The following is a 22672-nucleotide window of genomic DNA, read 5'->3' as shown; positions in this document are numbered from 1 at the left end:
GCTCCAGGTCATCGTGTGCCATCAGTCGAGACAAATTCCCCCCTCGCACACGAACTCTCACCATCCCTCCGACGCCGGGCAGCCTGGAAGCCGCCCCGAAACCGTTGGGACAGCCTATCTTCGAGACCAACGATAGCCGCATGTGAGCAGCGTTCGTCAAGACCGAAAAAGCCAGGCTCGGTCGCGGGTCTTATGAGGTTGCTGTGCCGGGCGGAGCCGGACCTGATCGACCTGCTGCGGGCCTGGGCGCCTCCGGCTGTGACCTGTGAGATGCGACGCGGCCCCGGCCCACGGGGACCGGGGTGGGGCGTCGGTAGCCGGTGAACCATACGGCATTATGCAACGCCGCTGCGGCCTCATGGAGCACATCGACATCTCCACTGCGTTGGTGGTGCTCGATCAGCGCGATCGCAAGCTGGTTTCCCGAACGGGCGTTGACCACGATATCTCCCCCTCCGAAAATGCTTGCACACTCAGCTTTCCCCACGGTAGTGAAATTGGTTGTGCAGCAGGGCTATATCCATCTGGGGAGGCCCGGATCCCCGGCCGCTCACCGCAGCCGCGTTGTCCTTCCGCGTGGACAACTGCTCAGGACAGCGGCGGGCAAGTCTGTGAGGCCGCCTGAGGCGCCGAGTCGACCGGCGTGCTGGATCTACCAACCAGCCACTGGGTTGCGGGTCATCGTCCGCGCTGAACGTCCAACGGGACTCAGCGGGAGATGATGGGCGTCAAGTACTTTCGCGCAAATGCGTTGAGTTCTTCGGTGGTGTCGAGTGCGATGGATCCGTGCGGTTGCAGGATGAGTGAGTGCACGAGGCGGCAGATGATTTCGGCGCGGGTGAGTAGGTCTGGGGCGTTCGGCAGCAGCCCGTTCTCGACGCTTGCTGCAGCGCGGCTGCTGTCGCCGCTACCGACATGGTGAAGGTGGATCCGCCTTCGGTGGTGAGTTGTGGCAGGACCCGCTCGGGTTCCAGGGCGAGCATCCGGTTGACCAGGGCGTGGGTGCGCCATCGGGTGACGACCGTGACGAAGATGTCGGCGACGAGGTCGTCGAGGTTGTGGTGGCGTTTCGGGGATCTCGGCCAGTTCGGCGAGCACCCGCGCGACCTCGCGGGTGGTGACGATTTGCACGACGTCGTCGCAGGAGCCGACACGACGGTAAACGGTGAAGCGGTCGACGCCGGCTTGGCGCGCGATTTCCTCGATGGTCGTCTTTTGATGCCGACCTTTTCGAACGATCAGCGCGGCATCGAGGATGCGCGATTCGATGGATTCGGCGGTAGCGCTGCAACGATATCCACGCCTTGCTCGCTGATGGCGCAAGGATCAGAGCCATCGGTATTCGGCTCGGCCTGGCCCGAGGGACCGTACGCGCTTCGCCCGCGCCAGCACGGCCGAGGAGCTGCTGGTCAACAACGGCACCGGCCGACGCCCCAGCCTGCTCGACGAGTGCAAGCCCTACCTCCAATAGCGCGTCAACGACGGATGCCAAGGGCGGGCGCTGTTCGAGCAGGCGTTGGAAGAGGGCCTCGGTGCGCTGACCGATCCGCCCGCCGAACTGGTGCGCCTGTTCAACAGGCTGGACAATCCGCCTGCCCGGTTCGCTGCCGAACGAGTCGAGGCCGGAAGGCGGGTATGGGTGTCGCTGTCGCCGATCGGGAGGATGACGGAGTTGACCGGCAACCTCGTCATGGCACCCGACGTCGCCGCCGCGGTCGGCGCGACCGGCCGGTTTGCCCGTGATGCGGTGCGCAGGAACCTGGAAACCCTTGCGTTCTTCGAAGCGGTCACGGTTGCGGGCGGCTTGAACCGCCATGCCGCCGGATTCAAAGACATCGTGCAGGTCGGGCTCATGCACGCCCAGGTCAGCGCAGCGCTGCGCAAGAAATGGGGCAACGACGCATTCGGCGCATTCGGCGCACCGATCTCGGTGTCATCGCTGGCACAAGGCTATCTGTCATTCGGGATCGTGCCTGTGCTGCACGACCACGCACTCGGCAATCAATGCACCATCGCCAAATTGGAAGCCGTCAGCGACTACTGGGGCTATATCACCTATCTCTTCGGCGCACCGAAGCATCAGATCCCCGCCATCGCGGAGCAGATGCTCGACTTCAGCGACTGGGTCGCAGCGCACGTCGGCGCCCCGTCTCCATGGACATCCGAGATTGCTCCGATCCTTCTCGACGCCCTGGGCGAGCAACTGATGCAGGACATCGCAGCGGACAGACGACCTCACCGACTTGTTCGAGGACCTGCGGGACGGTGCTAGCGGACACGTAATAATCCGGTTGGGCGGACATTTGGCTCCGGGTCGGCGGACATGATTTCTCCGGGTGGGCGGACATCCGAGGTCTGCGGGACACGCCTGAGCAAATGCGAAACGGGATCCCTTCGAGCGAGTTGAGTTTTGGTTGCTGAGCCAAACCAACTGACGCGTCGAAGGGATCCCGTTGACCAAGTCTGACAGGGAGATCATGGAGATTCTGGAAGCGTTCGACTTAACACGCTGCGCGCATTCGGCCGCGGAGCTGGCGGGTGTGGACGAGAAGACGGTGGCCCGGTATGTCGCGGTCCGCGACTCGGGCCACGACCCGCTGGCAAAGCTGCGGCGACCGCGGGCGATAGACCCGTTCATGGGAAAGATCGAGGAATGGGTGGACAAGTCCGGGGGCCGGGTGCGTGCGGATGTGGTGCATCAGCGGCTGACGGCGATGGGGTTCACCGGCACCGACCGCAGCACGCGGCGCGCGGTCGCAAGGGCGAAAGCGGCGTTCAAGACCGGGCACCGCAGAAAATACCGGCCGTGGCTGCCGGAGCCGGGGATGTGGTTGCAGTTCGACTGGGGTGAGGGCCCGCGGGTGGCGGGTCGGCGCACGCAGTTGTTCTGCGCGTGGCTGGCGTGGTCACGATTCCGGGTGGTGATCCCGTCGTGGGATCAAACCCTGGGTTCGTTGGTGCTAGGTGTGGACGTGACGTTGCGCCGGATCGGTGGTGCGCCAACGTATTTGCTGACCGACAACCCGAGAACCGTGACGGTGGACCGGATCGCGGGGATTCCGGTGCGGCATCCCGAAATCATTGCTGCCGGAAGACATTACGGCTGCAAGGTAGAGACGTGTGAGCCGTTCGACCCGGAATCCAAGGGCGGGGCGGAACACACGGTGAAGATCGCCAAGGCCGATCTGGTGCCGACCACGGCGAACCTGTTGGCGGAGTATGCGACGTTCACCGATCTGGCCGACGCGTGCTGGGCGTGGTGCGAGCGGATCAACGCCCGCCCGCACCGCGAGACCGGCGTGGCGCCGGTGATCCGGCTGGGGATCGAACGTGAGCATCTGCATGTGCTGCCCGCCGAGCCGCATGCGATGGCGCTCGGTGAGGAACGCCTGGTCACCGACGATCAAACGATCCGATGGGGGTCGGTGCGGTATTCGACCCCGGACGGGCACCAAGGCAGGAAAGTCTGGTGCCGGGTTGCCGGTGAGGAGTTGGTGATCACCGGGCCGACCCCGGCCGGGTTGGCTGAGATCGCGCGGCACCGGCTCTCGACGCCAGGGAACCCGCGCATCCTCGATGAGCACTATCCGCACCACGTCGGCGGTGATCTGCCGCGGGTGCGGAAACTACGGCCCCGCACCGTCGAGGAGATCGCGTTCCTCGAACTCGGCGAGGGCGCGCACCGCTGGCTGGTCGAGGCTTCAGCCTCCGGGGTGTCGAGGATCCGCGCGAAAATGACCCGCGCCCTCGAGTTGGCCGCCCTCACTAGCTCAGAGGCGGTCGAGGAAGCACTCGGGGTAGCTGCGGTCGCGGGCCGCTTCGACGACGGCGACCTGGCCGCGATCCTCGATCACCTCGCGAAGTTCTCTCGCCTCACCGACGAGACGCGCGCCGACGAGACGCACTCGGCGCAGCCGGGCACCAGTAACTGGGAAAGGTTCGGCGCATGAGCCACCCGAGGCCACCGGCGCTGCCGGAAGAGCTGGACAAGATCTGCCGCCGGATGCGCCTGCCCTATCTGCGCAAGGCCGCACCCGACGTGCTCGCCACCGCCCGCGCCCAACGCTGGGACCCCGCCGAAGTGCTGCGGGTGCTACTCGCCGAAGAGGTCACCGGCCGCGACTCGGCGACCCGGCGGATGCGACGCAAGACGGCGAATTTCCCAACTGGCAAGACATTTTCGTCCTGGCGGCCGGAGGAGTCCACTATCACCGAGGCCACTCAGAACGCGCTTGCTACCCTGGAATGGGTTGGGCGACAAGAGAATTTAGCTGTCGCTGGACCATCGGGTACTGGAAAGAGTCACTTCGTCGAAGCGCTCGCGCATTCGGCGATCGAGAACGATCTGAGGGTGTCGTGGTTCACCCTCGAGTCGCTGACCGCCACGATCGGCAAAGCCAAGGTCGACGGGTCGATCGCTCGCGCGGTCGCCCGCATCTGCAGCTGTGATCTGATCGTGGTCGATGACATCGGCATGCTGCCGGTCGGCGCCGACGCCGCCGAAGCGTTCTACCGGGTGATCGATGCAGCATACGAGCGGCGGTCTATCGCGGTAACAAGCAATATTCATCCGTCCGGTTTCGACACCATCATGCCCAAGACCCTGGCCACAGCCACTGTCGATAACCGGAGTAGGTGCGGGTTCCTTCAACCGGATTTCGCTGGTGTCAACGCATCTCAGCAGCTCTCGGCCCGTTCGATGGCCTGATCAGACATATCCGGCAATCTGCGAGTTATTACAGGAATCCTGGAGCAGCTGCTGTAATCTGCGACACCATGCCGGATTCCGGGACACGCCCACTGTCGCTCGTTCCGGCGGCCACGCCCGATGGCGATGAAACGTCTGTGGAACCGATCCTCGAGCCGGGGCTAGCAGATGTTGTCACGCTCCAGCGGCGCAAGGCCGCCGAGGTTACTGCCGACGACGAGCAGAGTTTCTTCCTGGATACAGTCGCTGAGTATCAATGGGCCAGGGACACAGCGGGTTTGGCTGCTGCCACGCTGGATGGGCTGACCAAGCCGATCATCGAGATCTGCCAGTACTACGGTTTGGTGCCGTGGCAACTGACCCCACGCCAAGTCGACAAGTACTTCGCGGGTGTCGGCAAGCGGGCACGCTCGACGGTGCGCCGCAAGATGACCCTGATCGACAGCTACTTCGCCTTCCTCGAGCAGCGGTATGCCGGTGAGATCGCCCGCAACTACGGCGTCGGCGTGGAGTCGCCGATCGACCCGTTCAACCGGCCGACCCATCGCGGCGACTTCGGGCTGCGGATACCGCCGTCCCAGCGGGCGACACGCGAATTCTTCGGCCGCTGGCGGGAATCGCTGCCGCAGTCGCGCAAGCCGGCGATCGCCCGCCGCGACTACGTCATGGGCAAGCTCACCTACATCTCCGGCGTTCGCGCCGCCGAGCTGTGCTCGGTGAGGATCGGCGACGTTCACTGGGAGTCCGGTCAATGGGGCCGATTCCTGGTGCACGGCAAGGGAGCTCGCGGATCCGGGCCTCGCCAACGCGAGGCTTATCTGTTCGAGGAAGGCCGGGCGCTGTTGTGGTGGTATATCGAGGAAGTCCGCGCCGAATTCTGCGACGACCCAGACGATTCCGAAGCCCCACTGTTCCCGTCCGAGCGGATCCCGCAGGCCGTCGCCGCGTTGAATCTGGCCACCCCCGGCATCGCGGTCACCCCGTCGACGTTCCGGCGGGCACTGAAAGCCGTCGGCCGCCGGTTTCTCACCGGCCCAGTGACCGAGCTGCATCCACATCTACTCCGACATGCCTGCGCAACCCACAACTACGAGCGGGGAATGTCGCTCTGGGAAGTACAGAAATTATTGGGACACGATCGCCCGACCACCACTGTTTCCTACCTGGCCACCGCACACGCCGACCCGGAAACCGCGAGCCTGGCAGCAGCCGGGAGAGCGGTGCAACGACTCGTCATGGACAAAGGAACCCTGCGATGAAATGGAACCTGCGCTGGGCCGCGGCCAAACGCGACATCTGGCGGCCCAGCGAGCTGATGACCGTATTCGCCGAGGTCGGCTTCACGCCATCGCTGAGCAAAGTCGCCGCCCTCTGGAGCAACAAACCCACCACGGTCAGGCTCGATGACCTGGACAAGATATGCGCCGCACTGCAGTGCACGGTCGCCGATCTCCTGGAAGCCGAGCCCCTCACGACCGCCAATGAGCAAGAGCGGCAAACCAATCGGGCCGTCGGTGGGACGGATGAACCCGTGCGACCGACCGCCCGCCGCGGCGGGACCAAACGATCAATGCCGCCGAACTGACCCGTGACAGCGACACCGAGGAACTGGCCGATCGGGCAGTGCCCGGTCTGCCTGGGCTGGGGCGAGAGACGGCAATACACCACCTGCGCCCCCTGCGGGAAATGGCGCCGCGCCTTCCCAGAATGCAAGCCGTGCTTGCGATGTCGGCATCGCAACCATGTCAGCGACGAGGGACTCTGCCGCTCGTGCTTGCAAGTCCTGCGTGTCGACGATCCCGGATGGCTGCTCGATCCCGTGCCCGGCCGCCCGACGCAACTCACGCTGATCCTGCCGGAACTGCGCTCGTTTCGGGCCACCCCGATCGTTCTGCCCGCGAAGTGGAAAAACCCAAGTGCCGCAACGGGAAAACCCTTCCCCGACCTGGTGCCGACCCCGCAGCAACGACGGCGGCTGACCCCACGGCCTCCCGCGCCATCGATATCACCTCACCTGCTCGACCCCACGCAGATCATGCTGTTCGACGCCCGTCGAGACTGGAGTCGCTTCACCGTCGGTTCCCCCAATGCCCTGCCTGAGCTGACACCGGCAGCCACAGCCCTGCTCGAGGAGTTCCAGCAGCACGCACGAAACCACGGGTGGGGTCCGATGCCCCGCAACGCCGGGGCGATGACCTTGCGGGTCCTGCTGGGCTGGCTCGGCGCAGCCGCCCCCATCCCCGAAGCCGACATCCGTGCGGTCGCCGACCACCGCCCCAATTCCGCCATCCGACGCGTCCTGCAGTTCCTCGACGCTCACGGCATGGTCATCGCCGACCCCGCCCGCCAAGGCGACACCATCGAACGGGCCATCCAGCAGCGCATCGACACCCTTCCCGATGCCCTCGCCGATGAAATCGGTTGCTGGATAAGTGTTCTGCGTGGCGAAGGACGCCGACCACACCCACAATTCCCCTTCGCCACGATCCGCTCCTACCTGAACTGCCTGCGGCCGACGCTGGCCATCTGGACCGAGTCCGTCACCAGCCTGCGTGAGATCACCGGTCCCGACATCCAATCCGCCCTCGACCGGCAACCACCCGTCACAGCCCGCAACCTGCTCTCGGCCCTGCACAGCCTGTTCCGCGCCCTCAAACAAGAACGACGCATCTTCCGCGATCCCACCCGCGGGATCACCCTGACCGCGATGCGTCGCCTGCCCGTCCCGATTCCCACCGACCGCCTGCACGGTCTCATCGACCGCACCGAAGGGCAGATGGCCAAACTCGTCGTCGCCCTCATCGCCATCCACGGCCTGGGCAAACAAGAAACCACCCACCTGCAACTGAACGATCTCGACCTATCCGCCGGACGGCTGCTGGTTCGACGACAAACCCGACACCACACCGTCTACCTCGACGAACTCACCCACACCCTCGCGCTCGACTGGCTACACCAGCGGCGGCGCCTCTGGAGCCGAACCTCCAACCCCCACCTGCTGGTCAGCCAGGTGACCGCAGCCGATGCCACGCGCCCACCCGTCTCCCACCGGGTCATCGACATCATCTTCGAGCGGCTCGGTCTCACCCCATCCCAACTCCGCCGCGACCGCATCCTCGACGAAGCCGCACACACCGCCGACCCCGTCCACCTCATGCGCGTCTTCGGCATAACCGCCAAGACCGCCATCACCTACGTCCAAGCAGCCCACCCCGAACGCCGCTCCACCACACCCCGGTAACAACCCGCCGACGACCGCCCACATCCGCGAACCCGACCCGCTTCGACCACACACCACCCGACCACGCACGGGTTCATCGCATACCACCACCGAGAATCGGCGAACCCGCGCGCTTTCGCCTGCTCCACCACGCGCATCTCGTGCTCACCACAGGTGATTCCCACCGCTTGGCCGAAGCGCTCGCCGGCAAGGGGGTGGTCGCCTTGGCCTGACCCAGCACCTCCAGCGCCGCGGCCCGCGGCTAGAACGGCTCACCGTCGAACATCGGCTCGCCGCGGCTGCCGCCGAACAGGAACGCGAACCGGCCCAGATCGACGCGCAACAGCTCGATCGAGTAGGTATCGGACCCGACGACCCCGGCCAGCGATTCCGCAACGGCCGGACCAGCATTCGCCAGCCAATCATCGAGAAACATCAGCATCTCGGCGAGTTCGACGGCATCGGCAGTTGCCAGGCGGATGTCAGACACGACCACCACAATGCACCACCTCACACAACGCGGAAACCCCGGACCGCCGACGGCCACCCACCCGGACAACCAATGGCCGCCGATCCGGAGAACTAATGTCCACCAGCCCGGACGCTAGCTGTCCACCCACCCGGTTTTCCCGGTGACCGTTGACAGACGGGCGGCTGTGCCTGCCGGTCTCCGACCTCGACCGACACGGCGTGACGCGTGCGGACCTGGAGCAGGGACGGGATACCCCTGAAGTGAGGGCTTTGATATCGGCCACGGCGAGTTCCGCGCGTGCCTCACTCGTGGAGGGTGAACGGTTCCTCGGTGAAATCGCCCCTGAATACCGCCCGATGCTTCGTTTTGTGAACGGCGTGTTCCATAAGCGTCTGGACGACGTCGGGACTCGGGGAGTCGCCGTCATCCGCCGCCCCTATCACGACGGGCGGGTGGCGTGCCTGTCCCTGATGGTCCGTTCTCGTCGTATGGGTGCATCGACGAAAGCCCGGCCTGGTCACGCGGGACCGGGCACCCCGGCAGTGCGGCCGTCCTGAGCTGCCGGTAACCGCGGCTGCTCCGTCCTCACCTGGGCTGAGGAAAAGGGGCCGCTGCGGCCGGGTTGCTTTCATGATCCCGGCGGGTTCATCGCCGAGGCGTTGGCGTGGCTGCCTTCGCCCCGGCCGGGCGCTGGCGGTGATGCTGCTGCGCCAGATACATTGCTGGTCTGATGCGTACGTGGCGGTCGAACGGATCCGCTGCGAGGAGTTGTATCTGGTCCGGGACTACCTGGCCACCTTCGGCGATCCTCGAGCGCACACCGCATGCCTGCGCGCAGCACCGCCCCGACGCGGTCGCCGTCGTCACCCCGCTTACCGGCGGCCAGACGCTGGGGATAACGACTATCTGGACGTCCGCAACTCGGCAGATGGGGACGTTCTGGCGTCCGCACGCCTAGCGGCTACTTGTCACTTCGTTCGCGTCGTGCACAGGTGTTTCGGCCATCGGCAGTCGGGTTCGCGGTGCTCGAGACAGCCCGTTCCCCCGTACTCCTTCTTTTCGTAGGTGCGCTGATGCGCTGGGTGCTTACCGAAAGTGCGAACGAACACGAGATGCGGAGCGGTCGAGCGGCAGACGCGGTCTTATCCGCCCGTGGAATCGACTGACCCCGGCGGTTCATGCGATCGCGCACCTCGCGGACTCTGTCGACGGCTGGACTCGGTGGATGAGCCGCCGAGCGCGGCGAAGCGGCCGAACCGGCTGGTCAGGCCGGTCAGCCGCAACGCACTCGGTGGCGATTCGGCGACATCGGGCGACGGCACCGGTGCTGGGTGGGAACCCGGCACCGGGCGCGTGGCCTTCATCAGTGGGTGTGATCGTCTGCGACGGGGCGGAGCAGGTGCCAGTTCATCGAGATCTCCTCACCGGGCTTCGGGCTGCCGACGCCCCAACGGAGCAGTGGGACCTCGCGTTCGTAGAGCGAGCCGTGGGAGCGGTAGCCGGGGGCGAGGTCCTCCGTCTCGGTCTCCAGGTCACCGAAGACCGACCGGCGGTCCGCGAAGACCGCGAGGTCGCCCATCCGCGTCGGGTCGAGCGTGAACTTCGCTGCGGTTTCGGTTCGCGACAGCACCTGATCGACCCCCTCGAGCGAGGCGAGGATTTCCGTGGCCCGGTCCCGCTGCGCCTCGTCCACCCACACCCAGGCGCTGCCGCCGAGGTCACGGTGATGTCCCACGTAGCCGTCCTTCTCGATGGACAGCGCCCGCACACCGGTGACACCTCGTGCGGTGAGGATCCGCCCCAGGTCAAGTGCCCGGTCCTTGGCGTTCATCCCGTGGTCGGCGGTGAGCAGAACCTCCGCATTCGGCACCGCGTCGACGACCACGCGGATGGCGGCGTCCAGCTGGCGCAGGTGCTCGTGGGAGCCGTCCTCACCCGGTGCCCACATGTGCATCGGGTAATCCGTGGTGTGCACGTAGAAGGTGTCGAGTTCCTACCGGTTGGCGATCAGCCACTGCAGGCAGCACACCAGCCAGATGTTGACGTCGATGGTGTAGATGTCGGGCGGCGCGCCCACCGCCTCGACCATTTCTGCGGGCGCGTCCTGGCTGGTCACCACGTACTCCAGCCCCCGGCCGAGCAGCCGCCCGGACTTGCCCTTCACGGTGAGCAGACAGCACCGCCGCCCTGCGCCCGATCAGGTCTCCAGGAGCGTCGGTACGTTGAGCATCTGCGCGGAGTCCATGTGCCGGTCCACGCCCGTGGCGGGATCGAGGAACGAGTTCCCGGTGATCCCGGTGACCGCGGGCGGGGCGGCACAGGCGATGGCGACGTTGTTCACGTTGGTGACAGTCGGCCACAGGCCCTCGACCGCCGTGCCGCCCTCGGCGTATAGGCGCGACAGGAACGGCGTCGCCCCACTGTTAGTCGCTGCCGAGCCCGTCGACAATGAAGATCAGGCGGGGAGAGCGAGATCCGTTTCCAGTCATGGTGTTCCCTTCGATGGTGAACGTGGTACTCCCACGGGTGTGGGCACGATGAGCGATTCGACGGCCGCTGCCTGACGGGCGCGGCGCCGGCGGTCCAGCGCCCCGACCGTCCACACGAGCCCGTTGACGGCGCCGAGCACCGCGATCATCACGACGATGGCGACGACCGTGAGCGCGGTGCCGGTCGCGACCTCCGACTTGAACTTCACGGCGACCGCGACGGCGAGCGGGGCCTGGCTCGGCGCTTGGAGGACTTCCGACAGCGGCAGCTCGAACATGATGACCGCGACCAGGAACAGCCACACCGACACGAACGAGCGCCAGACGAGCGGCAGCACCGCCCTCGACCACGCCCGGACTGCCACGAAGCCGTGGACCCGGCCCGCGTCGTAGAGAGTGCGGCCGGCCTGGGTCAACGGGCCCTGCAGCATCCGGACGGCGATGGGCGCGAAGCCGACGACGTAACCGATCAGCAGCAGCCATTGCGTGTCGTAGATCGGCAGAACGTCGTACACCGCTGGCAGGTTGTAGAAGAAGACGAACCCCGCGGCGAGGACGATGGACGGCAGCCCGATCACCGCCACCAGGCCGATGTCGATCAGCGCCGAGGTGCCGGCCTTGCCCCGGTACTGGTTCCACAGGGTGATCACGAGCCCGACCGCGACGGCCACGCTCGCGCCGGCGAGGCCGAGGCCGAGCGAGAGCCACACGGGACTGAGCGAGCCCGGCGTGCTGAACAATGCCTGGTACGCCGCGAAAGTGAGCCCTGAGGACTCGGCTGCCGCGACGGCCCCGCCCGAGGACGTCGTCCCGCCGAGCAGCGAGGACACGACGATCCCGATCGCGGGTCCGATCAGCACGACGGTGAAGAACGCGCCGGTGACGAGCGCGGCGACCCGATGTCCTCCCGTCGACGACGTCCGCGACACTGGCGGCCGGGGTGTGCTGCCGCGCCGGGAAAAGCCGCGTTTGCCGAGGATGTACCGCTGCCACAGCAACACCGCGGCGAACACGGCGATCAGGCTCCACGAAACTGCGGCGGCCGCTGGGAAGTTGATCGGCACCGCACCGGTGAACGTGAAGATCACGTAGGTGATGACGGGGAAATGCGCGTCGGCGGCCAAGGTGGACGCGACGCCGAAGTCGCTCACGGTTTCCGCGAACACCAGCACAAACGCGGCCAGCAGGGCCGGCGCGACACTGCTCACCTGAACCAGGATCGTGCGCCCGCGGGACAGCCCGTGCACCCGCCCCGCGTCGGACAGGTCGGTGCCCATGGAGCGCACGACACCGGCGACAGCGAAGTAGGCGAACGCGACGCCCCGGAGGCTCAGCACGAACACCACGCCGCCGGGCCCGACGAGCAGGTGGTCCAGCGTGGCCGGGTACCAGCCCGTCGCGGAGGCGATGACTCCGTGCGGTGCAAGGAGGTCCTCGAAACCGAGCGCACTGAGGTAGGTCGGGACGAGCAGCAACAGCCATACCCCGAGCCGCCACGCACCCGCACCGGCGATCCGGGTCCGCTCGCACAACCAGGCGAGCCCGACAGCGAGCGCCACCGCCGCGGCGCTCGCCGCCAGCCCGACCCACAGCGAGTTGACCAGAGCCGTCACCACATACCCCTGGTAGGCATCGCGGAACGCGGCAAAGCCCACCCCGCCCATGTCCTGCCCGAAGACGGGGCCCAGGAAGGGCAGGAGCAGGAAGCAGGCCGTCGGGATCAGCAGCAGGGCGACCAGCAAGCCATACGGAATCGACGCCACCAGGTTCCGCACCCGCCGGCCGGAAAGAGATCGGTGTCCGGTCATCGCCGGATCAGCCCGCGATGTGTGAGGTGAACCACTGGCTGATCGAGTTCTCCTGGGCGCCCCAGACGTAGGGGTCGACGGTCTTGGTCGGGATCGTCTCGGATGAGGGGACCTCGGGCAGGGGCGCCACACCGTTGATGACCGGCCAGTAGAGCGAGTCGCCGTGGGCGTCGCCGGCCTGCATCGCCTGCTGTCCCTGGGCGCTCAGCACGAACTCGACGAACTGCTTCGCTTCCGCCTGGACGGCCGCCGGTGCCTTGGCGGCGACGCCGAGGAGGCTGGGCATCGGCGTGACGAACTGCGGATAGGCGAGCTTCAGGTCGGGTTGCGTCTCGCCGACACCGATCCCGTAACTGCTCTGCGCGAAGGCAACATCGATGCTGCCCTGCTTGATGGCGTTGAGCTCGTCATCGGGCGAGGAGAAGACCTTGGCGCCATTCCCAACCAGCGCGGTCACGTACGACTCCAGCTGCGGGACGCCCCCGAACTGGGCGGCCCACCCCGCCATCATCGGGTACGCCGACCCGGCGATCGCGGGGTTCAGGATGCCGACCTTGCCCTTGTACGAAGCACCGAGCAGATCGTTCCAGCCGCTCGGTGCCTGCGGCATGGCCTTGCTGTTGTAGAGGATCGTCGCCGCGATCGTGTAGCCGCTCGGGACATAGCTCTGGTCTTTCGGCAGGAACTCGAGTCCTCGTGCGTTCCACGCGACAGCGGGCGCGTAGCCCTTGAGGAGAAGTCCTTGCTGGTCAAGGGATGCCATCGCCATGTCACCGTCGAACCAGGTCACTCCCCAGCGCGGGTTGTTCTTCTCCTGTTCGATCTTGGACACGACGAGGCCGGTGTGGGCGTCGTAGACCGAGGTCGGGATCCCGGTCGCCGCCTGGAAAGCCTTCACCACCGCGCTGTCGTACCCTTCCGCTGCATAGACGACGAGAGGGACTTTCCCGGAGGTGGACGCACCCGTGGTACCGGACGATCCGCATGCACTGGCGAGCAGGGCGACCGCGGTGGCCACGACCGGAGCCGCCCATCGGAGCCGGCGGGATCTCCTGCCGGTGGCGGAACTGAGCTTGGTGTCTCCGTGCTGCTGACGGACACAGAACATGGTTCTTCCCTTCGTGCGGAGGCGCCCCACAGAGGAACCTTGCTGCATGTATACACATCTAGATGCCACGCCGAGGAGACGGCAGAGTGAACAACGTACGGTAAGGCGCTGAACTCCAGTGGAGGGGAAATCCGTGATTGATTCCGTCGCGAATCAACCGCAGGACACGCGGCCGGGGCCGATCTACCCCCTGCGCCGGATCGCGGGAACGGCTGTGTGGCAACAACTCCGGGCCGACCTGTCCTCCCGGATCGAAGGCGGCACGCTGGCCCCGGGCGATCCGCTGCCTGCGGAGTCGGCCCTGGCAGAGGCGTACGGGGTCAACCGGTTGACGGTGCGGCGGGCACTCGCCGACCTCGCCCGGGCCGGCGTTGTGCGCACCGAGCACGGCGTCGGCAGTTTCGTGGCCTCCCAGCCGGTGCGGCACCGCATCGACGACGGGCAGGTCAGTCTCCTGGAAGCCATGGCGAAGGACGGGCGCGCGGTGCGCCAGCCCGTCATCGATTCCCGGCGCATCGACCCTGCGGGCACGGGCGAGCTGCCGTGGTCGGTGTCGTTCGCCGCCGTCCCCGCCGCGCTCGCTCCCCGCAGCTGGGACGGGACCACCAGCCTCTTCGCCGCGATGTCGGCCGCTCACGACCTGAGGATCCGGCGCGACGAACGCTGTTTCTCGGCGGTGCCGGCCAACCCGGAGGACGCCACCTGGCTGGACGTGCAGGTCGGCACGCCACTGCTGCTGCTGCTGCGGGGAACCAACAGCGACGAGCAGGGCCGCGCCGTGGCCCAGATCGTCCACCGCATCCGTGGCGACCGGGCCGAGTACGCCGTGCGCGTCCCCCGCTAACAGCACTGAAAGCACTGCAAGCCCGGCGTTGACCACACTCCTGAATCACCACGGGTGAGCGCATGGACGCTGTCGGCGACCAGGTCAAGGGTGTCCGCTCAACCGTGGTTTCGAGTTCACGTCCGAGCCATCCACGACTCCCCTGTTGGTTGAACGCGTCACGGACTGTTCGTAACAACGGTTAGAGATGGTGCATAACAGTCCAAAACGAGGAGGCAAGCATGGGCATGACCACCGGAACGCCGGTGCGCGTTCGCGGGGCGGTGAAGCGTTACGGCGCCGCCGCCGCGCTCGCGGGCGTCGATCTGGACGTGTCCGAGGGACAGTTCGCCGTCCTGCTGGGACCGTCGGGCTCGGGCAAGTCCACGCTGGCGCGGGTACTGGCCGGCATCGAGCGGGTCGACTCCGGCACGGTCCACCTCGACGACCACCTGGTCGACGACGGCCGGGCGCACCTGCCGCCGGAACGCCGCAATCTGGCCATGGTCTTCCAGGACTACGCGCTGTGGCCGCACCTGACCGTCGCCGGGAACGTGCGCTACGCGCTGCGCCGCAGGCGGGTGTCGGCACAGGAAGAACGGCACCGGACCGGCGAGGCGCTGGAACGGGTCGGGCTGTCCGGAAAGGCCGACCGCTATCCGCACCAGCTCTCTGGTGGCGAGCAGCAACGCGTCGCGCTGGCCCGTGCGGTGGTGGCCCGCCCGGGGTTGCTGCTGTTCGACGAGCCACTGTCCAATCTGGACGCCGACCTGCGCGAGCGGCTGCGGGTCGAGATCTCGACCGTGGTGCGCGACACCGGCGCCACGGCTGTCTATATCACGCACGATCAGGCCGAGGCGTTCGCGCTGGCTGATGTGATCGGCGTGCTCGATCACGGCGGGGTGGCCCAGTGGGGCCATCCCGAGGAGATCTACCGCAGGCCGGCGACCCCGTTCGTGGCCCGATTCACCGGGCTGGCAGGGGAATTCACCGGCCGCGTCACGTGGACCGACGGCGAGTTCCTCGGCGTCGACGTCGAGGGCAGGCCGCTGCGGGCCCGGGTGATCGGGACCGCGGCGACCGGGGACACCGCGCGGCTGCTGGTCCGTCCTGCCGCGACCCGGTTCCTGGCCGCCCACACCGGACAGACCCAGAACTCAGTGACCGGCACGGTCACCGACGTGGCCTACCGCGGGCGCGGGTACGACCACGTGGTGACCACGGCCTCGGGCACCCTCGCCGGCGTCTTCGACCAGCACGCGTGGCCCAGGGGAACGGAGGTGCAGGTCGCGCTGGACCCGGACGGCTGCACCGCGCACACCACCGACCAGCCCGCCGAGGTTAGTTATGCCACAGATCTAACAGTCGTTAGTAATGAAAGCTAGGCTGGGGAAGATCCGCGCGGTGATGCCGGACAAAAGGAGGTGACAGGTGTACGACGGAGCATTATTCCTAGCAGTGTTCCTCGCCTGTGTGGTCGAGGCGGTGGAGGCCGTGACCATCGTGCTGGCGGCGGGAACCGCCCGCGACTGGCGCTCGGCGGGCTCGGGCGTGATCGCCGGACTGGCGGTGCTGGTCCTGATCGTGGGCGCGCTCGGTCCCGCGCTAACGGCAATTCCGATGGCGGGCTTGCGCCTGGTGGTCGGCGGACTGCTGCTGGTGTTCGGCCTGCAGTGGCTGCGCAAGGCTGTGCTGCGCGCCAGCGGGCACAAGGCGCTGCACGACGAAACGCAGATCTTCGCCACCGAGTTTGCGGCCGCCCAGTCGGCTCCGGCTCAGCGCAACGGCATGGTCAAGGACTGGTACGCGTTCACCCTGTCGTTCAAGGGGGTGCTCCTGGAAGGACTCGAGGTCGCGTTCATCGCGTTGACCTTCGGCGCCAACCAGCACAACGTGCCACTGGCCGCGATCGCGGCGCTGTGCGCGATCGTCCTGGTCACCGCGGCCGGCTTCGCGCTCAAAGCGCCCCTGGCACGAGTGCCGGAGAACACCCTGAAGTTCGTCGTCGGGATCATGCTGACCTCGTTCGGCATCTTCTGGGGCGCCGAAGGCGCGGGCGCGCAGTGGCCGGGTTCCGACGCGGCACTGCTGGTGCTGGTGCCCGTGGTGGCGCTGTTCGCGCTGGGCCTGGTCGCGGCGATGCGGCGCATCGGCGCCACAACCACCATGGCGGCATCGACGGAAGTGGGGGCATCGTGATGAAACGGCTGCGTCAGTTCGGCGCATTTTGGTACGACTTCGTCGTCGGCGACGACTGGCGGGTCGCGGTGGCGGTCGTCGTGGCGCTGGCCCTGACGTTCGCGGTCAGCACCGCCGGCCTGGCCGCGTGGTGGATTCTCCCGCTCGCAGTGGCGCTGGTGCTGCCGCTGAGCCTGCGCCGCGCAGCACGCCGAAGCTGAATCACCGTCGAGGAGGGGGAAAGCCGCTGGTCAGCGGCTCTCCCCCTCTTCGGCGTAGACGCGGGTGGCGTACGCTTCCAGCGCCTCCTCGCAGGTCTGCAACGCGGCCACCGTCGCCGGTTTTCCCGGAGCTTCGAACACATCCCGGTCGGCGACCTTCGCGAACCAGTTGCGCAGCTTGATCAGATCCTCTTCGTTCTCCTCGAGCTCGGCGTAGGAGAAGTGCTCGGCCTTGTATTCCTTGTCCAGCTGCGCCATGAAGTCGTGGCACTTGTCGATGATTTCCTCGTACTCGTCGTCGCGGGCCGTCTGAAACGCGGCCAGGACATCCTGTTCCCCGGCCAGCGCCGTGCAGGACAACAGAACCGCGGTGCCCGACATCTCCAGGATCTCGTGGCGCAGTTTGCGCAGCGCGCGCTCGCTGGACGGACTGGCGGGCAGCGTCGCGGCCGAGTTCTGCAGGTAGATCGCTCCCAGCCCCTTCAACCGCCGCCACACCGCCGCGCGCAGCCGGGTGGGTTCGGAGGGAACCCGGTAAACCAGCAGCAACCAGCCTGCGCTGTCCGGGGACGGTTCGACGTCCTTGCCGGGGTTCTCGACCTGTGCCACAACCCCATTCTGCCCTGTCGCAGTGCTCGTCACGGCAAAGGCAGTCCGGCTGGCGGTGCGACCATGAGATTCTACGTCGGCACGCACCAAACCTCCTGACTGGCCCGCGACCTCGGGTATCTCTGACAGACACCCCTGGGAATTAGCTGATCGTCGACAGACACCGCAACCTATACCCGGACAGAACACCTATTGTCCGTTCCGCACGAACGTGGGGAGCGCTCGCGCTGGCAAGCTGTGGTTCGCCAAGTAAGTCTGGACGCGCCAAGTAAGTCTGGACGCACTGAGCTCCGACTGTCCAGAGATAGGTGGCGGCGTCCGTGCCCGGTTGCGATATCGGTGATCTCTGACCCACTTGTCAATGGATTTTCATCTCGAGTCACGAATCGGTTCCTCTGCCCCAACTGGGAGCCTGCGCAGTTTGTTTCGGATCAGTGAGGCGGCGCGGGTTGCTGCCGTCGCTGTTCATCACCCAGATCTCGGCTCCTATTTTGGACGCTGGATCACCGGTGAAACGGGTGTAGACGATCTTCGTGCCGTCCGGCGAGAACGACGGGTATCCCATGTCGTCGTCGGTGAGCGGTCGGATGTGCTCACCATCGAGGTCCATCACATAGATCCCGGACCGGCCATTCCGACCGCAAGTGCTGGCGAAAACAACCCCGGCCCGGGGCAAACGGAACAACCACCAGTGGTTGTCATCCAGCGCCACCGCAAACGCGGAACCAGCAAAACGCCCAGCAGTTCGGCGAGCGCGTCGATCGCGGCCAACAATCCCGGCCTCGGTGGCCTGCACTCCGGGTGCTGCGTCGGATCAGCAGCGGAATACCGATCAGCTCCCGGTCTTCGCTGGCTCGCCACCATCCGCCAGCGGCCCCTGACACACGGTGGCGTCCCGGGCCGACTTTCACCGACCGGCCCCCGCGCGGATCGACAGATTCAACACCGAACACCAAGGCCGCCGCGATGCCGGCGGCCCGCGGTGGGGCCTCGAGTCGATCTGCGCCCTGTTCACCGAGCTCGGCGTAAAGGCTGATTGGGGTAGCGGCGTATGAAAACATAAGGAAGTCGCGTCCCCGGCTTGCGCCGTGTCGTGCGCGGTTCCGCACACTGAATATGGCATCCAGCAAATAGTTGGCGTACTGTCGGTATCAGTTCGTTACATTGACAAAGTATCGGTTTCGGCTCACTGCAGGGAAGGGCGGAACATGGTGCGCACAGACAACGACACCTGGGACCTGGCGACCAGCGTGGGGGCGACCGCGACGATGGTCGCTGCGGCTCGGGCGATGGCCAGCAGCGCTGAGGACCCGCTCATCGATGATCCGTTCGCCGAGCCGCTCGTTCGCGCCGTGGGTGTCGATTTCTTCACGCGGTGGGCCACCGGAGAGCTCGCCGCCGCCGACGTCGACGATGCAGACGCGGCTTGGGGCCTGCAACGGATGTCCGATGCGATGGCGGCCCGCACCCGGTATTTTGACGCGTTCTTCCTCGACGCGACGAAGGCGGGCATCCGTCAGGCAGTGATTCTGGCTTCCGGTTTGGACGCACGCGCCTATCGACTGTCGTGGCCGCTGGCCATGACGGTGTTCGAGATCGACCAACCGCAAGTCATCAAGTTCAAGACCGCAACGTTGGCCGGTCTGGGTGCTGAACCGACAGCAGACCTGCGAGCGGTGCCGATCGATCTGCGACACGATTGGCCTGCCGCGCTGCGTGCGGCGGGCTTTGACGTTGACCGGCCCACCGCATGGATCGCCGAAGGCCTGCTTGCCTTCCTGCCGCCGGATGCACAGGACCGCTTGCTGGACAACATCACCGCGTTCAGTGCCGGCGGCAGCCGGTTGGCAACTGAGAGCTTCCCAACGCAACTCGGCGTCGCCCAAATGCGAAACGCCACCCTGCACTGGCGTGAGCACGGTTTCGACCTCGAGATTGAGGATTTGGTATTTCAAGGCGAGCGCCATAATGTCGCGACGTACCTGGGCAGCCGCGGCTGGCACACGGTCGCCACGACCACGAGGGAGTTGTTGGCCGCCAACGGACTACCCGAGATACCGCAAAACAACGACGAAACGTTCTGCGCCGACTACTACACCTCGATCTTGACCAAATAGCATCGGCAGTCGGTGACACAGGAGGTCGTAGAGGGGTGATTTCGCCGCCGGAAGCTCGGTGATGTCCAACCTCGGCATCTCAACCCGGCCCACCTCGAAACTTCCCCGATGACAGGCGAATCGCCCACAAATGATCACGCACGCGCCACGTCCGGTAATGGCGCTGATCGCGCGTCCGCTCGGCGTCCCGCCGGTGGTACGGCGCAAGGCTTGAACTAATGCCCGTACCTGCTCAAACCAGGGCGGCACGGCCTCGTGCGTACGCGATGAGGTTCTCTGCGCAGGCCGACGCGTCCCGCTCCGCGAGGCACGCCCGGAATTGGATGATTGCGTCGTCCAGTTGCGGTCCTGGTCTGCGGTCTGCGAGCAGGACGACGATCGCCTCCCAGGTCGCGATCTGCGGGTCCGGGTCGGCCAACAGTTCGTCGAGGTACCGGTCCGGTTCCAGCAGCCGCAGCGCCCGGCGCGCGTAGGCGTGCACGCGCCGGGGCAGCTCGGCGCGGATGGTGTCGATGTCTGCCTGCAGTGCGTTCCGGCCTGGTTGTGTCGGGTCGAGCTGCAGGGACCACAACTCGGTGAGGTCATCCGGCATGCCGTGGTCGTCGATCAGGCCGGGGCCGGTCGCCTGCTCGAGCGGCGTGGGCGGGAGACCCAGCTGCGCATTGCGCCAGTTACGGAATTCCCACCAGGCGGTCGGTGTAGCGCTCAGGCACAGGCCGAATCTGAGTACCTGCTGCCCGCCGGTCCAGGTGCGCAGTGTCCGGGTGCGCCCGACCGACGCCACACCACCCGGCACGACTCGCACCCACATAGCTTCCGAGTCGTGAAAGCCATACGGCTGCAGCAGCTTCCCTGCCTCGCGCATCAGTCGGCGCAGCGCCGAGTCGAGTCCGACCATGCCAGCAGACTAGCGGCATGCACCGACACAAGCGGATCAGCAAGCATCCCACCATGTTTCGGCCAATGCAGGCTCCGTCCTGCCGGTCTGTGCTCGGTCCGCCTCCGACAAGTCTGAGAACGCATCCGGAAACTCGGCCGTGAGCCACAGTTCCCTATGCGTGGCCTGAGGACACGCGAGGTGAGTGCGTAGCACACCCCGATGTCCTGCGCACGCACATGCTCTGAACTGGGTAGATTCAAAACGCAAGCGACGGCGGCGAAAACTTCGGTGGCATCGGCGTGTGATGCAAGAGATCGGGGGGCTCCCGGGTAGGACTGGTGGTTGCGAATCCGTCCAGTTCTTCCGAAAGCCCCAGTGTCAGTGTCGCTTACATGCTCGTGTTCGTCATGCCCGACCCACGGCGAGTCGTCCACTCCGTCGAAATGCCCGTTCCCGCCTGGACAGCTGGCGGAACGCCCCACCCCTGGACCGAACCCGGACCAGCCACCTGACTCGTCTCGATCACGCTCTCGCCGCCTGACGAAATTCAGCAGCAGGGTCGGTGACCGCGCCAAACGCAGCCACACCGATGTCCATTGGTTCTTGCCGCGTCAGGCCAGAGGAGCTAGCGCATGGGCCAAGGGAGCGAGCACGGCCGCCCTGTGCGGCACCGGGAGATAGACGATCGCAAGGTCGAGACCCTGTTCGCCAAGAGCTGCGATCTGGTCGACGACCGGCGCTGGATCGCCGTCTGCGCCGAGCCGGACGTGGCTGGACAGCGTGATCTCCCTCGGGTCCCGGCCGATGTCGGCGCAGTGGGCGTGCAGCACATCGCGTTTGCGGGCGAACTCTTCGGGCGTGCCGCCGACGAAGTTCCAGTGCTGCGCGAAACGCGCTGTGGTGCGCAGAGTCCGTTTCTCGCCGCTTCCGCCGATGCAGATCGGCGGATGCGGTCGTTGGGGCCCCTTCGGTTCGTTGCGAGCCTCGGTCAGTCGATAATGCTTGCCAGCGAACGTCGTGGTCTCCTGCGACAGCAGGCCGACCAATATCTCGCAGGCCTCTTCGAAACGGTCGCTGCGCTCACGCAGGTTGCCGAGCTCGATGCCGTAGGCGCCGGATTCCTCCTCGTTCCAGCCCGCGCCGATGCCGAGTTCCAGCCGCCCGCCAGAGATGATGTCCAGCGTCGACACCATATTCGCGAGCACCGCTGGATGGCGATAATGGATGCCGGTGACCAAGGTTCCCATGCGCAGCCGACGCGTCGCCTGCGCCAACGCTGTCAGGACCGTCCACCCCTCCATGCACGGCCCGGTCGAATCGGCGAAAATCGGATAAAAATGGTCGAAGACCCAACCCGACTCGAACAGGTCGATGTCGTCCGCCTCCTGCCAGATGGCCAGTATCTCCGACCACGTCGTGTCCTGCTGAGAGGTTTTGAACCCGAAGCGCATGCTGTTGATCCTAGCCTCGGTGATCCGGATACCGACGACGCAGCCAACCGGGCAAGGCCGCTGGTCGACACGATCAGCACCTTTGCCTCGCTGCGGTGGACTGCGTGCGATGAACACGGCCTCGCTGACCGCGATCCCCAGAGCGGTAGATCACCGAGTTCGGCAAGACGTAACAGCCCGTGCCGACCGGATCGTCGACTTCGTCCTCACCGGCGCCCACTACCGCCCAGCCGACGGCAATCCGCAGTAGCCCGGTCCGACAGTCCCGCCGCCTCGCGCCGGGTGACGACGACCGGCTCAGGCCGCCCGGAGCACGAGGACTTTGAACGTGTCACGCTATATACCCCTGTGGAGAGCAACAGCGTCCCCGAATCGGTCCTGCAGCGCGCCTTTCGAATACCGGCGTAATGTCGACAAGGATCCGAGCCGACGAACTCTTTTTCGATCCCGACGCGATGTTCCACGCCGGGGACATGATGATGCAGGGTTACGTATGGCACCGCCATCTCATCGACCATGAAGACGAAGGCATGATGTCTCGCTACTGCCTGCCCGCCTGACAACCGCGAACGAACTCCCCGTGGTTGA

25 protein-coding genes are annotated in these 22672 nt (G+C 66.3%); 14 read left to right on the top strand and 11 right to left on the bottom strand.

The genetic code is table 11. The features are described 5' to 3' along the window. Nucleotides 1-708 precede the first annotated feature (708 nt). On the bottom strand, nucleotides 709-1323 hold the full coding sequence (locus tag ACV7NQ_RS30630; RefSeq protein ID WP_463362767.1) for a TetR/AcrR family transcriptional regulator: 615 nt from the start codon (nucleotides 1321-1323) through the stop codon (nucleotides 709-711). Between the two features lie 193 nt (nucleotides 1324-1516). Here ACV7NQ_RS30630 and ACV7NQ_RS30625 point away from each other — a divergent pair, with 193 nt between their 5' ends. The 6 genes from ACV7NQ_RS30625 (at nucleotide 1517) to ACV7NQ_RS30600 (ending at nucleotide 7949) form a co-directional block, all read left to right on the top strand. Next, nucleotides 1517-2272: an oxygenase MpaB family protein gene (locus ACV7NQ_RS30625; RefSeq protein WP_463362766.1), complete on the top strand. Its 756-nt coding sequence runs from the start codon at nucleotides 1517-1519 to the stop codon at nucleotides 2270-2272. A gap of 205 nt (nucleotides 2273-2477) precedes the next feature. Next, the gene (gene istA, locus ACV7NQ_RS30620) at nucleotides 2478-3950 is read left to right on the top strand and encodes an IS21 family transposase (protein WP_463365817.1); all 1473 of its coding nucleotides are present in this window, start codon (nucleotides 2478-2480) and stop codon (nucleotides 3948-3950) included. After that, nucleotides 3947-4708 (top strand): ATP-binding protein, encoded by a 762-nt coding sequence (locus ACV7NQ_RS30615; protein ID WP_463361311.1) that lies wholly within the window; start codon nucleotides 3947-3949, stop codon nucleotides 4706-4708. The genes istA and ACV7NQ_RS30615 overlap by 4 nt, the downstream gene beginning before the upstream one ends. A 137-nt stretch (nucleotides 4709-4845) precedes the next feature. After that, nucleotides 4846-5967, top strand: a complete 1122-nt coding sequence (locus ACV7NQ_RS30610; protein ID WP_463358548.1) for a tyrosine-type recombinase/integrase — start codon at nucleotides 4846-4848, stop codon at nucleotides 5965-5967. Continuing rightward, the gene (locus tag ACV7NQ_RS30605; RefSeq protein WP_463358547.1) at nucleotides 5964-6293 is read left to right on the top strand and encodes a helix-turn-helix domain-containing protein; all 330 of its coding nucleotides are present in this window, start codon (nucleotides 5964-5966) and stop codon (nucleotides 6291-6293) included. Before ACV7NQ_RS30610 ends, ACV7NQ_RS30605 begins: the two co-directional genes overlap by 4 nt. 189 nt (nucleotides 6294-6482) lie before the next feature. Further along, entirely contained in the window at nucleotides 6483-7949 is a 1467-nt protein-coding gene (locus tag ACV7NQ_RS30600) for a hypothetical protein (RefSeq protein ID WP_463361385.1), read from the top strand. Between the two features lie 241 nt (nucleotides 7950-8190). Here ACV7NQ_RS30600 and ACV7NQ_RS30595 read toward each other — a convergent pair whose 3' ends face one another. Then, nucleotides 8191-8418 (bottom strand): hypothetical protein, encoded by a 228-nt coding sequence (locus ACV7NQ_RS30595; RefSeq protein ID WP_463358545.1) that lies wholly within the window; start codon nucleotides 8416-8418, stop codon nucleotides 8191-8193. Nucleotides 8419-8567: 149 nt separating this feature from the next. Here ACV7NQ_RS30595 and ACV7NQ_RS30590 point away from each other — a divergent pair, with 149 nt between their 5' ends. Next, complete coding sequence (locus tag ACV7NQ_RS30590; RefSeq protein ID WP_463362765.1) at nucleotides 8568-8957, top strand: squalene/phytoene synthase family protein; 390 nt, start codon at nucleotides 8568-8570, stop codon at nucleotides 8955-8957. A gap of 806 nt (nucleotides 8958-9763) precedes the next feature. Here ACV7NQ_RS30590 and ACV7NQ_RS30585 read toward each other — a convergent pair. Genes ACV7NQ_RS30585 through ACV7NQ_RS30565 form a run of 5 tightly spaced genes read right to left on the bottom strand, consistent with a single transcriptional unit; the run spans nucleotide 9764 to nucleotide 13715 of the window. After that, complete coding sequence (locus tag ACV7NQ_RS30585; protein ID WP_463362764.1) at nucleotides 9764-10375, bottom strand: alkaline phosphatase family protein; 612 nt, start codon at nucleotides 10373-10375, stop codon at nucleotides 9764-9766. Between the two features lie 18 nt (nucleotides 10376-10393). After that, nucleotides 10394-10564, bottom strand: a complete 171-nt coding sequence (locus tag ACV7NQ_RS30580) for a hypothetical protein (RefSeq protein ID WP_463362763.1) — start codon at nucleotides 10562-10564, stop codon at nucleotides 10394-10396. Between the two features lie 33 nt (nucleotides 10565-10597). Further along, a complete protein-coding gene (locus ACV7NQ_RS30575) occupies nucleotides 10598-10849 on the bottom strand; it encodes an alkaline phosphatase family protein (protein ID WP_463362762.1) in 252 nt (83 codons plus the stop codon). Between the two features lie 36 nt (nucleotides 10850-10885). Further along, nucleotides 10886-12697: an ABC transporter permease gene (locus tag ACV7NQ_RS30570; protein WP_463362761.1), complete on the bottom strand. Its 1812-nt coding sequence runs from the start codon at nucleotides 12695-12697 to the stop codon at nucleotides 10886-10888. 7 nt (nucleotides 12698-12704) lie between these two features. Continuing rightward, on the bottom strand, nucleotides 12705-13715 hold the full coding sequence (locus tag ACV7NQ_RS30565; protein WP_463362760.1) for an ABC transporter substrate-binding protein: 1011 nt from the start codon (nucleotides 13713-13715) through the stop codon (nucleotides 12705-12707). A gap of 223 nt (nucleotides 13716-13938) precedes the next feature. On the opposite strand from ACV7NQ_RS30565, the gene ACV7NQ_RS30560 reads away from it, so the two are divergent. From ACV7NQ_RS30560 to ACV7NQ_RS30545, 4 genes are all read left to right on the top strand, one after another. After that, nucleotides 13939-14649: a GntR family transcriptional regulator gene (locus ACV7NQ_RS30560; protein WP_463362759.1), complete on the top strand. Its 711-nt coding sequence runs from the start codon at nucleotides 13939-13941 to the stop codon at nucleotides 14647-14649. 221 nt (nucleotides 14650-14870) lie between these two features. Further along, nucleotides 14871-16013 (top strand): ABC transporter ATP-binding protein, encoded by a 1143-nt coding sequence (locus tag ACV7NQ_RS30555; protein WP_463362758.1) that lies wholly within the window; start codon nucleotides 14871-14873, stop codon nucleotides 16011-16013. 46 nt (nucleotides 16014-16059) lie between these two features. Further along, complete coding sequence (locus tag ACV7NQ_RS30550; RefSeq protein ID WP_463362757.1) at nucleotides 16060-16827, top strand: COG4280 domain-containing protein; 768 nt, start codon at nucleotides 16060-16062, stop codon at nucleotides 16825-16827. Next, nucleotides 16827-17027 (top strand): hypothetical protein, encoded by a 201-nt coding sequence (locus ACV7NQ_RS30545; protein ID WP_463365879.1) that lies wholly within the window; start codon nucleotides 16827-16829, stop codon nucleotides 17025-17027. Before ACV7NQ_RS30550 ends, ACV7NQ_RS30545 begins: the two co-directional genes overlap by 1 nt. Before the next feature lie 30 nt (nucleotides 17028-17057). Here ACV7NQ_RS30545 and ACV7NQ_RS30540 read toward each other — a convergent pair whose 3' ends face one another. Together ACV7NQ_RS30540 and ACV7NQ_RS30535 are read right to left on the bottom strand one after the other, a co-directional pair. Beyond that, nucleotides 17058-17636 (bottom strand): Chromate resistance protein ChrB, encoded by a 579-nt coding sequence (locus tag ACV7NQ_RS30540; protein WP_463362756.1) that lies wholly within the window; start codon nucleotides 17634-17636, stop codon nucleotides 17058-17060. A gap of 379 nt (nucleotides 17637-18015) precedes the next feature. Then, nucleotides 18016-18246 carry a TolB family protein gene (locus ACV7NQ_RS30535; protein WP_463362755.1) on the bottom strand — a complete coding sequence of 77 codons (231 nt, stop codon included), beginning with the start codon at nucleotides 18244-18246 and terminating at the stop codon, nucleotides 18016-18018. Between the two features lie 598 nt (nucleotides 18247-18844). Here ACV7NQ_RS30535 and ACV7NQ_RS30530 point away from each other — a divergent pair. After that, nucleotides 18845-19753, top strand: a complete 909-nt coding sequence (locus ACV7NQ_RS30530) for a class I SAM-dependent methyltransferase (RefSeq protein ID WP_463365878.1) — start codon at nucleotides 18845-18847, stop codon at nucleotides 19751-19753. A 232-nt stretch (nucleotides 19754-19985) separates the two neighbouring features. Here ACV7NQ_RS30530 and ACV7NQ_RS30525 read toward each other — a convergent pair whose 3' ends face one another. Beyond that, entirely contained in the window at nucleotides 19986-20651 is a 666-nt protein-coding gene (locus ACV7NQ_RS30525) for a hypothetical protein (protein ID WP_463362754.1), read from the bottom strand. 593 nt (nucleotides 20652-21244) lie between these two features. After that, a complete protein-coding gene (locus ACV7NQ_RS30520) occupies nucleotides 21245-22084 on the bottom strand; it encodes an LLM class F420-dependent oxidoreductase (protein WP_463362753.1) in 840 nt (279 codons plus the stop codon). A 109-nt stretch (nucleotides 22085-22193) separates the two neighbouring features. Here ACV7NQ_RS30520 and ACV7NQ_RS30515 point away from each other — a divergent pair, with 109 nt between their 5' ends. Both ACV7NQ_RS30515 and ACV7NQ_RS30510 read left to right on the top strand, forming a co-directional pair. Beyond that, entirely contained in the window at nucleotides 22194-22334 is a 141-nt protein-coding gene (locus ACV7NQ_RS30515; protein ID WP_463362752.1) for a hypothetical protein, read from the top strand. Between the two features lie 157 nt (nucleotides 22335-22491). Continuing rightward, nucleotides 22492-22644, top strand: a complete 153-nt coding sequence (locus tag ACV7NQ_RS30510) for a hypothetical protein (RefSeq protein ID WP_463362751.1) — start codon at nucleotides 22492-22494, stop codon at nucleotides 22642-22644. Nucleotides 22645-22672 lie beyond the last annotated feature (28 nt).

It is taken from the genome of Nocardia sp. Tas62D01 (assembly GCF_055232035.1).
Note: the sequence above shows the minus strand (reverse complement) of the source record. Positions and strands in the feature narration are given on the sequence as shown.

Coding starts and splice junctions, on each gene's coding strand:
- istA (WP_463365817.1), top strand. CDS start 2,478: ATGGAGATTCTGGAAGCGTTCGACTTAACACGCTGCGCGCATTCGGCC.
- ACV7NQ_RS30615 (WP_463361311.1), top strand. CDS start 3,947: ATGAGCCACCCGAGGCCACCGGCGCTGCCGGAAGAGCTGGACAAGATC.
- ACV7NQ_RS30605 (WP_463358547.1), top strand. CDS start 5,964: ATGAAATGGAACCTGCGCTGGGCCGCGGCCAAACGCGACATCTGGCGG.
- ACV7NQ_RS30570 (WP_463362761.1), bottom strand. CDS start 12,697: ATGACCGGACACCGATCTCTTTCCGGCCGGCGGGTGCGGAACCTGGTG.
- ACV7NQ_RS30555 (WP_463362758.1), top strand. CDS start 14,871: ATGGGCATGACCACCGGAACGCCGGTGCGCGTTCGCGGGGCGGTGAAG.
- ACV7NQ_RS30545 (WP_463365879.1), top strand. CDS start 16,827: ATGAAACGGCTGCGTCAGTTCGGCGCATTTTGGTACGACTTCGTCGTC.
- ACV7NQ_RS30535 (WP_463362755.1), bottom strand. CDS start 18,246: ATGGACCTCGATGGTGAGCACATCCGACCGCTCACCGACGACGACATG.
- ACV7NQ_RS30530 (WP_463365878.1), top strand. CDS start 18,845: ATGGTGCGCACAGACAACGACACCTGGGACCTGGCGACCAGCGTGGGG.
- ACV7NQ_RS30525 (WP_463362754.1), bottom strand. CDS start 20,651: ATGGTCGGACTCGACTCGGCGCTGCGCCGACTGATGCGCGAGGCAGGG.
- ACV7NQ_RS30520 (WP_463362753.1), bottom strand. CDS start 22,084: ATGCGCTTCGGGTTCAAAACCTCTCAGCAGGACACGACGTGGTCGGAG.
- ACV7NQ_RS30515 (WP_463362752.1), top strand. CDS start 22,194: ATGAACACGGCCTCGCTGACCGCGATCCCCAGAGCGGTAGATCACCGA.
- ACV7NQ_RS30510 (WP_463362751.1), top strand. CDS start 22,492: ATGTCGACAAGGATCCGAGCCGACGAACTCTTTTTCGATCCCGACGCG.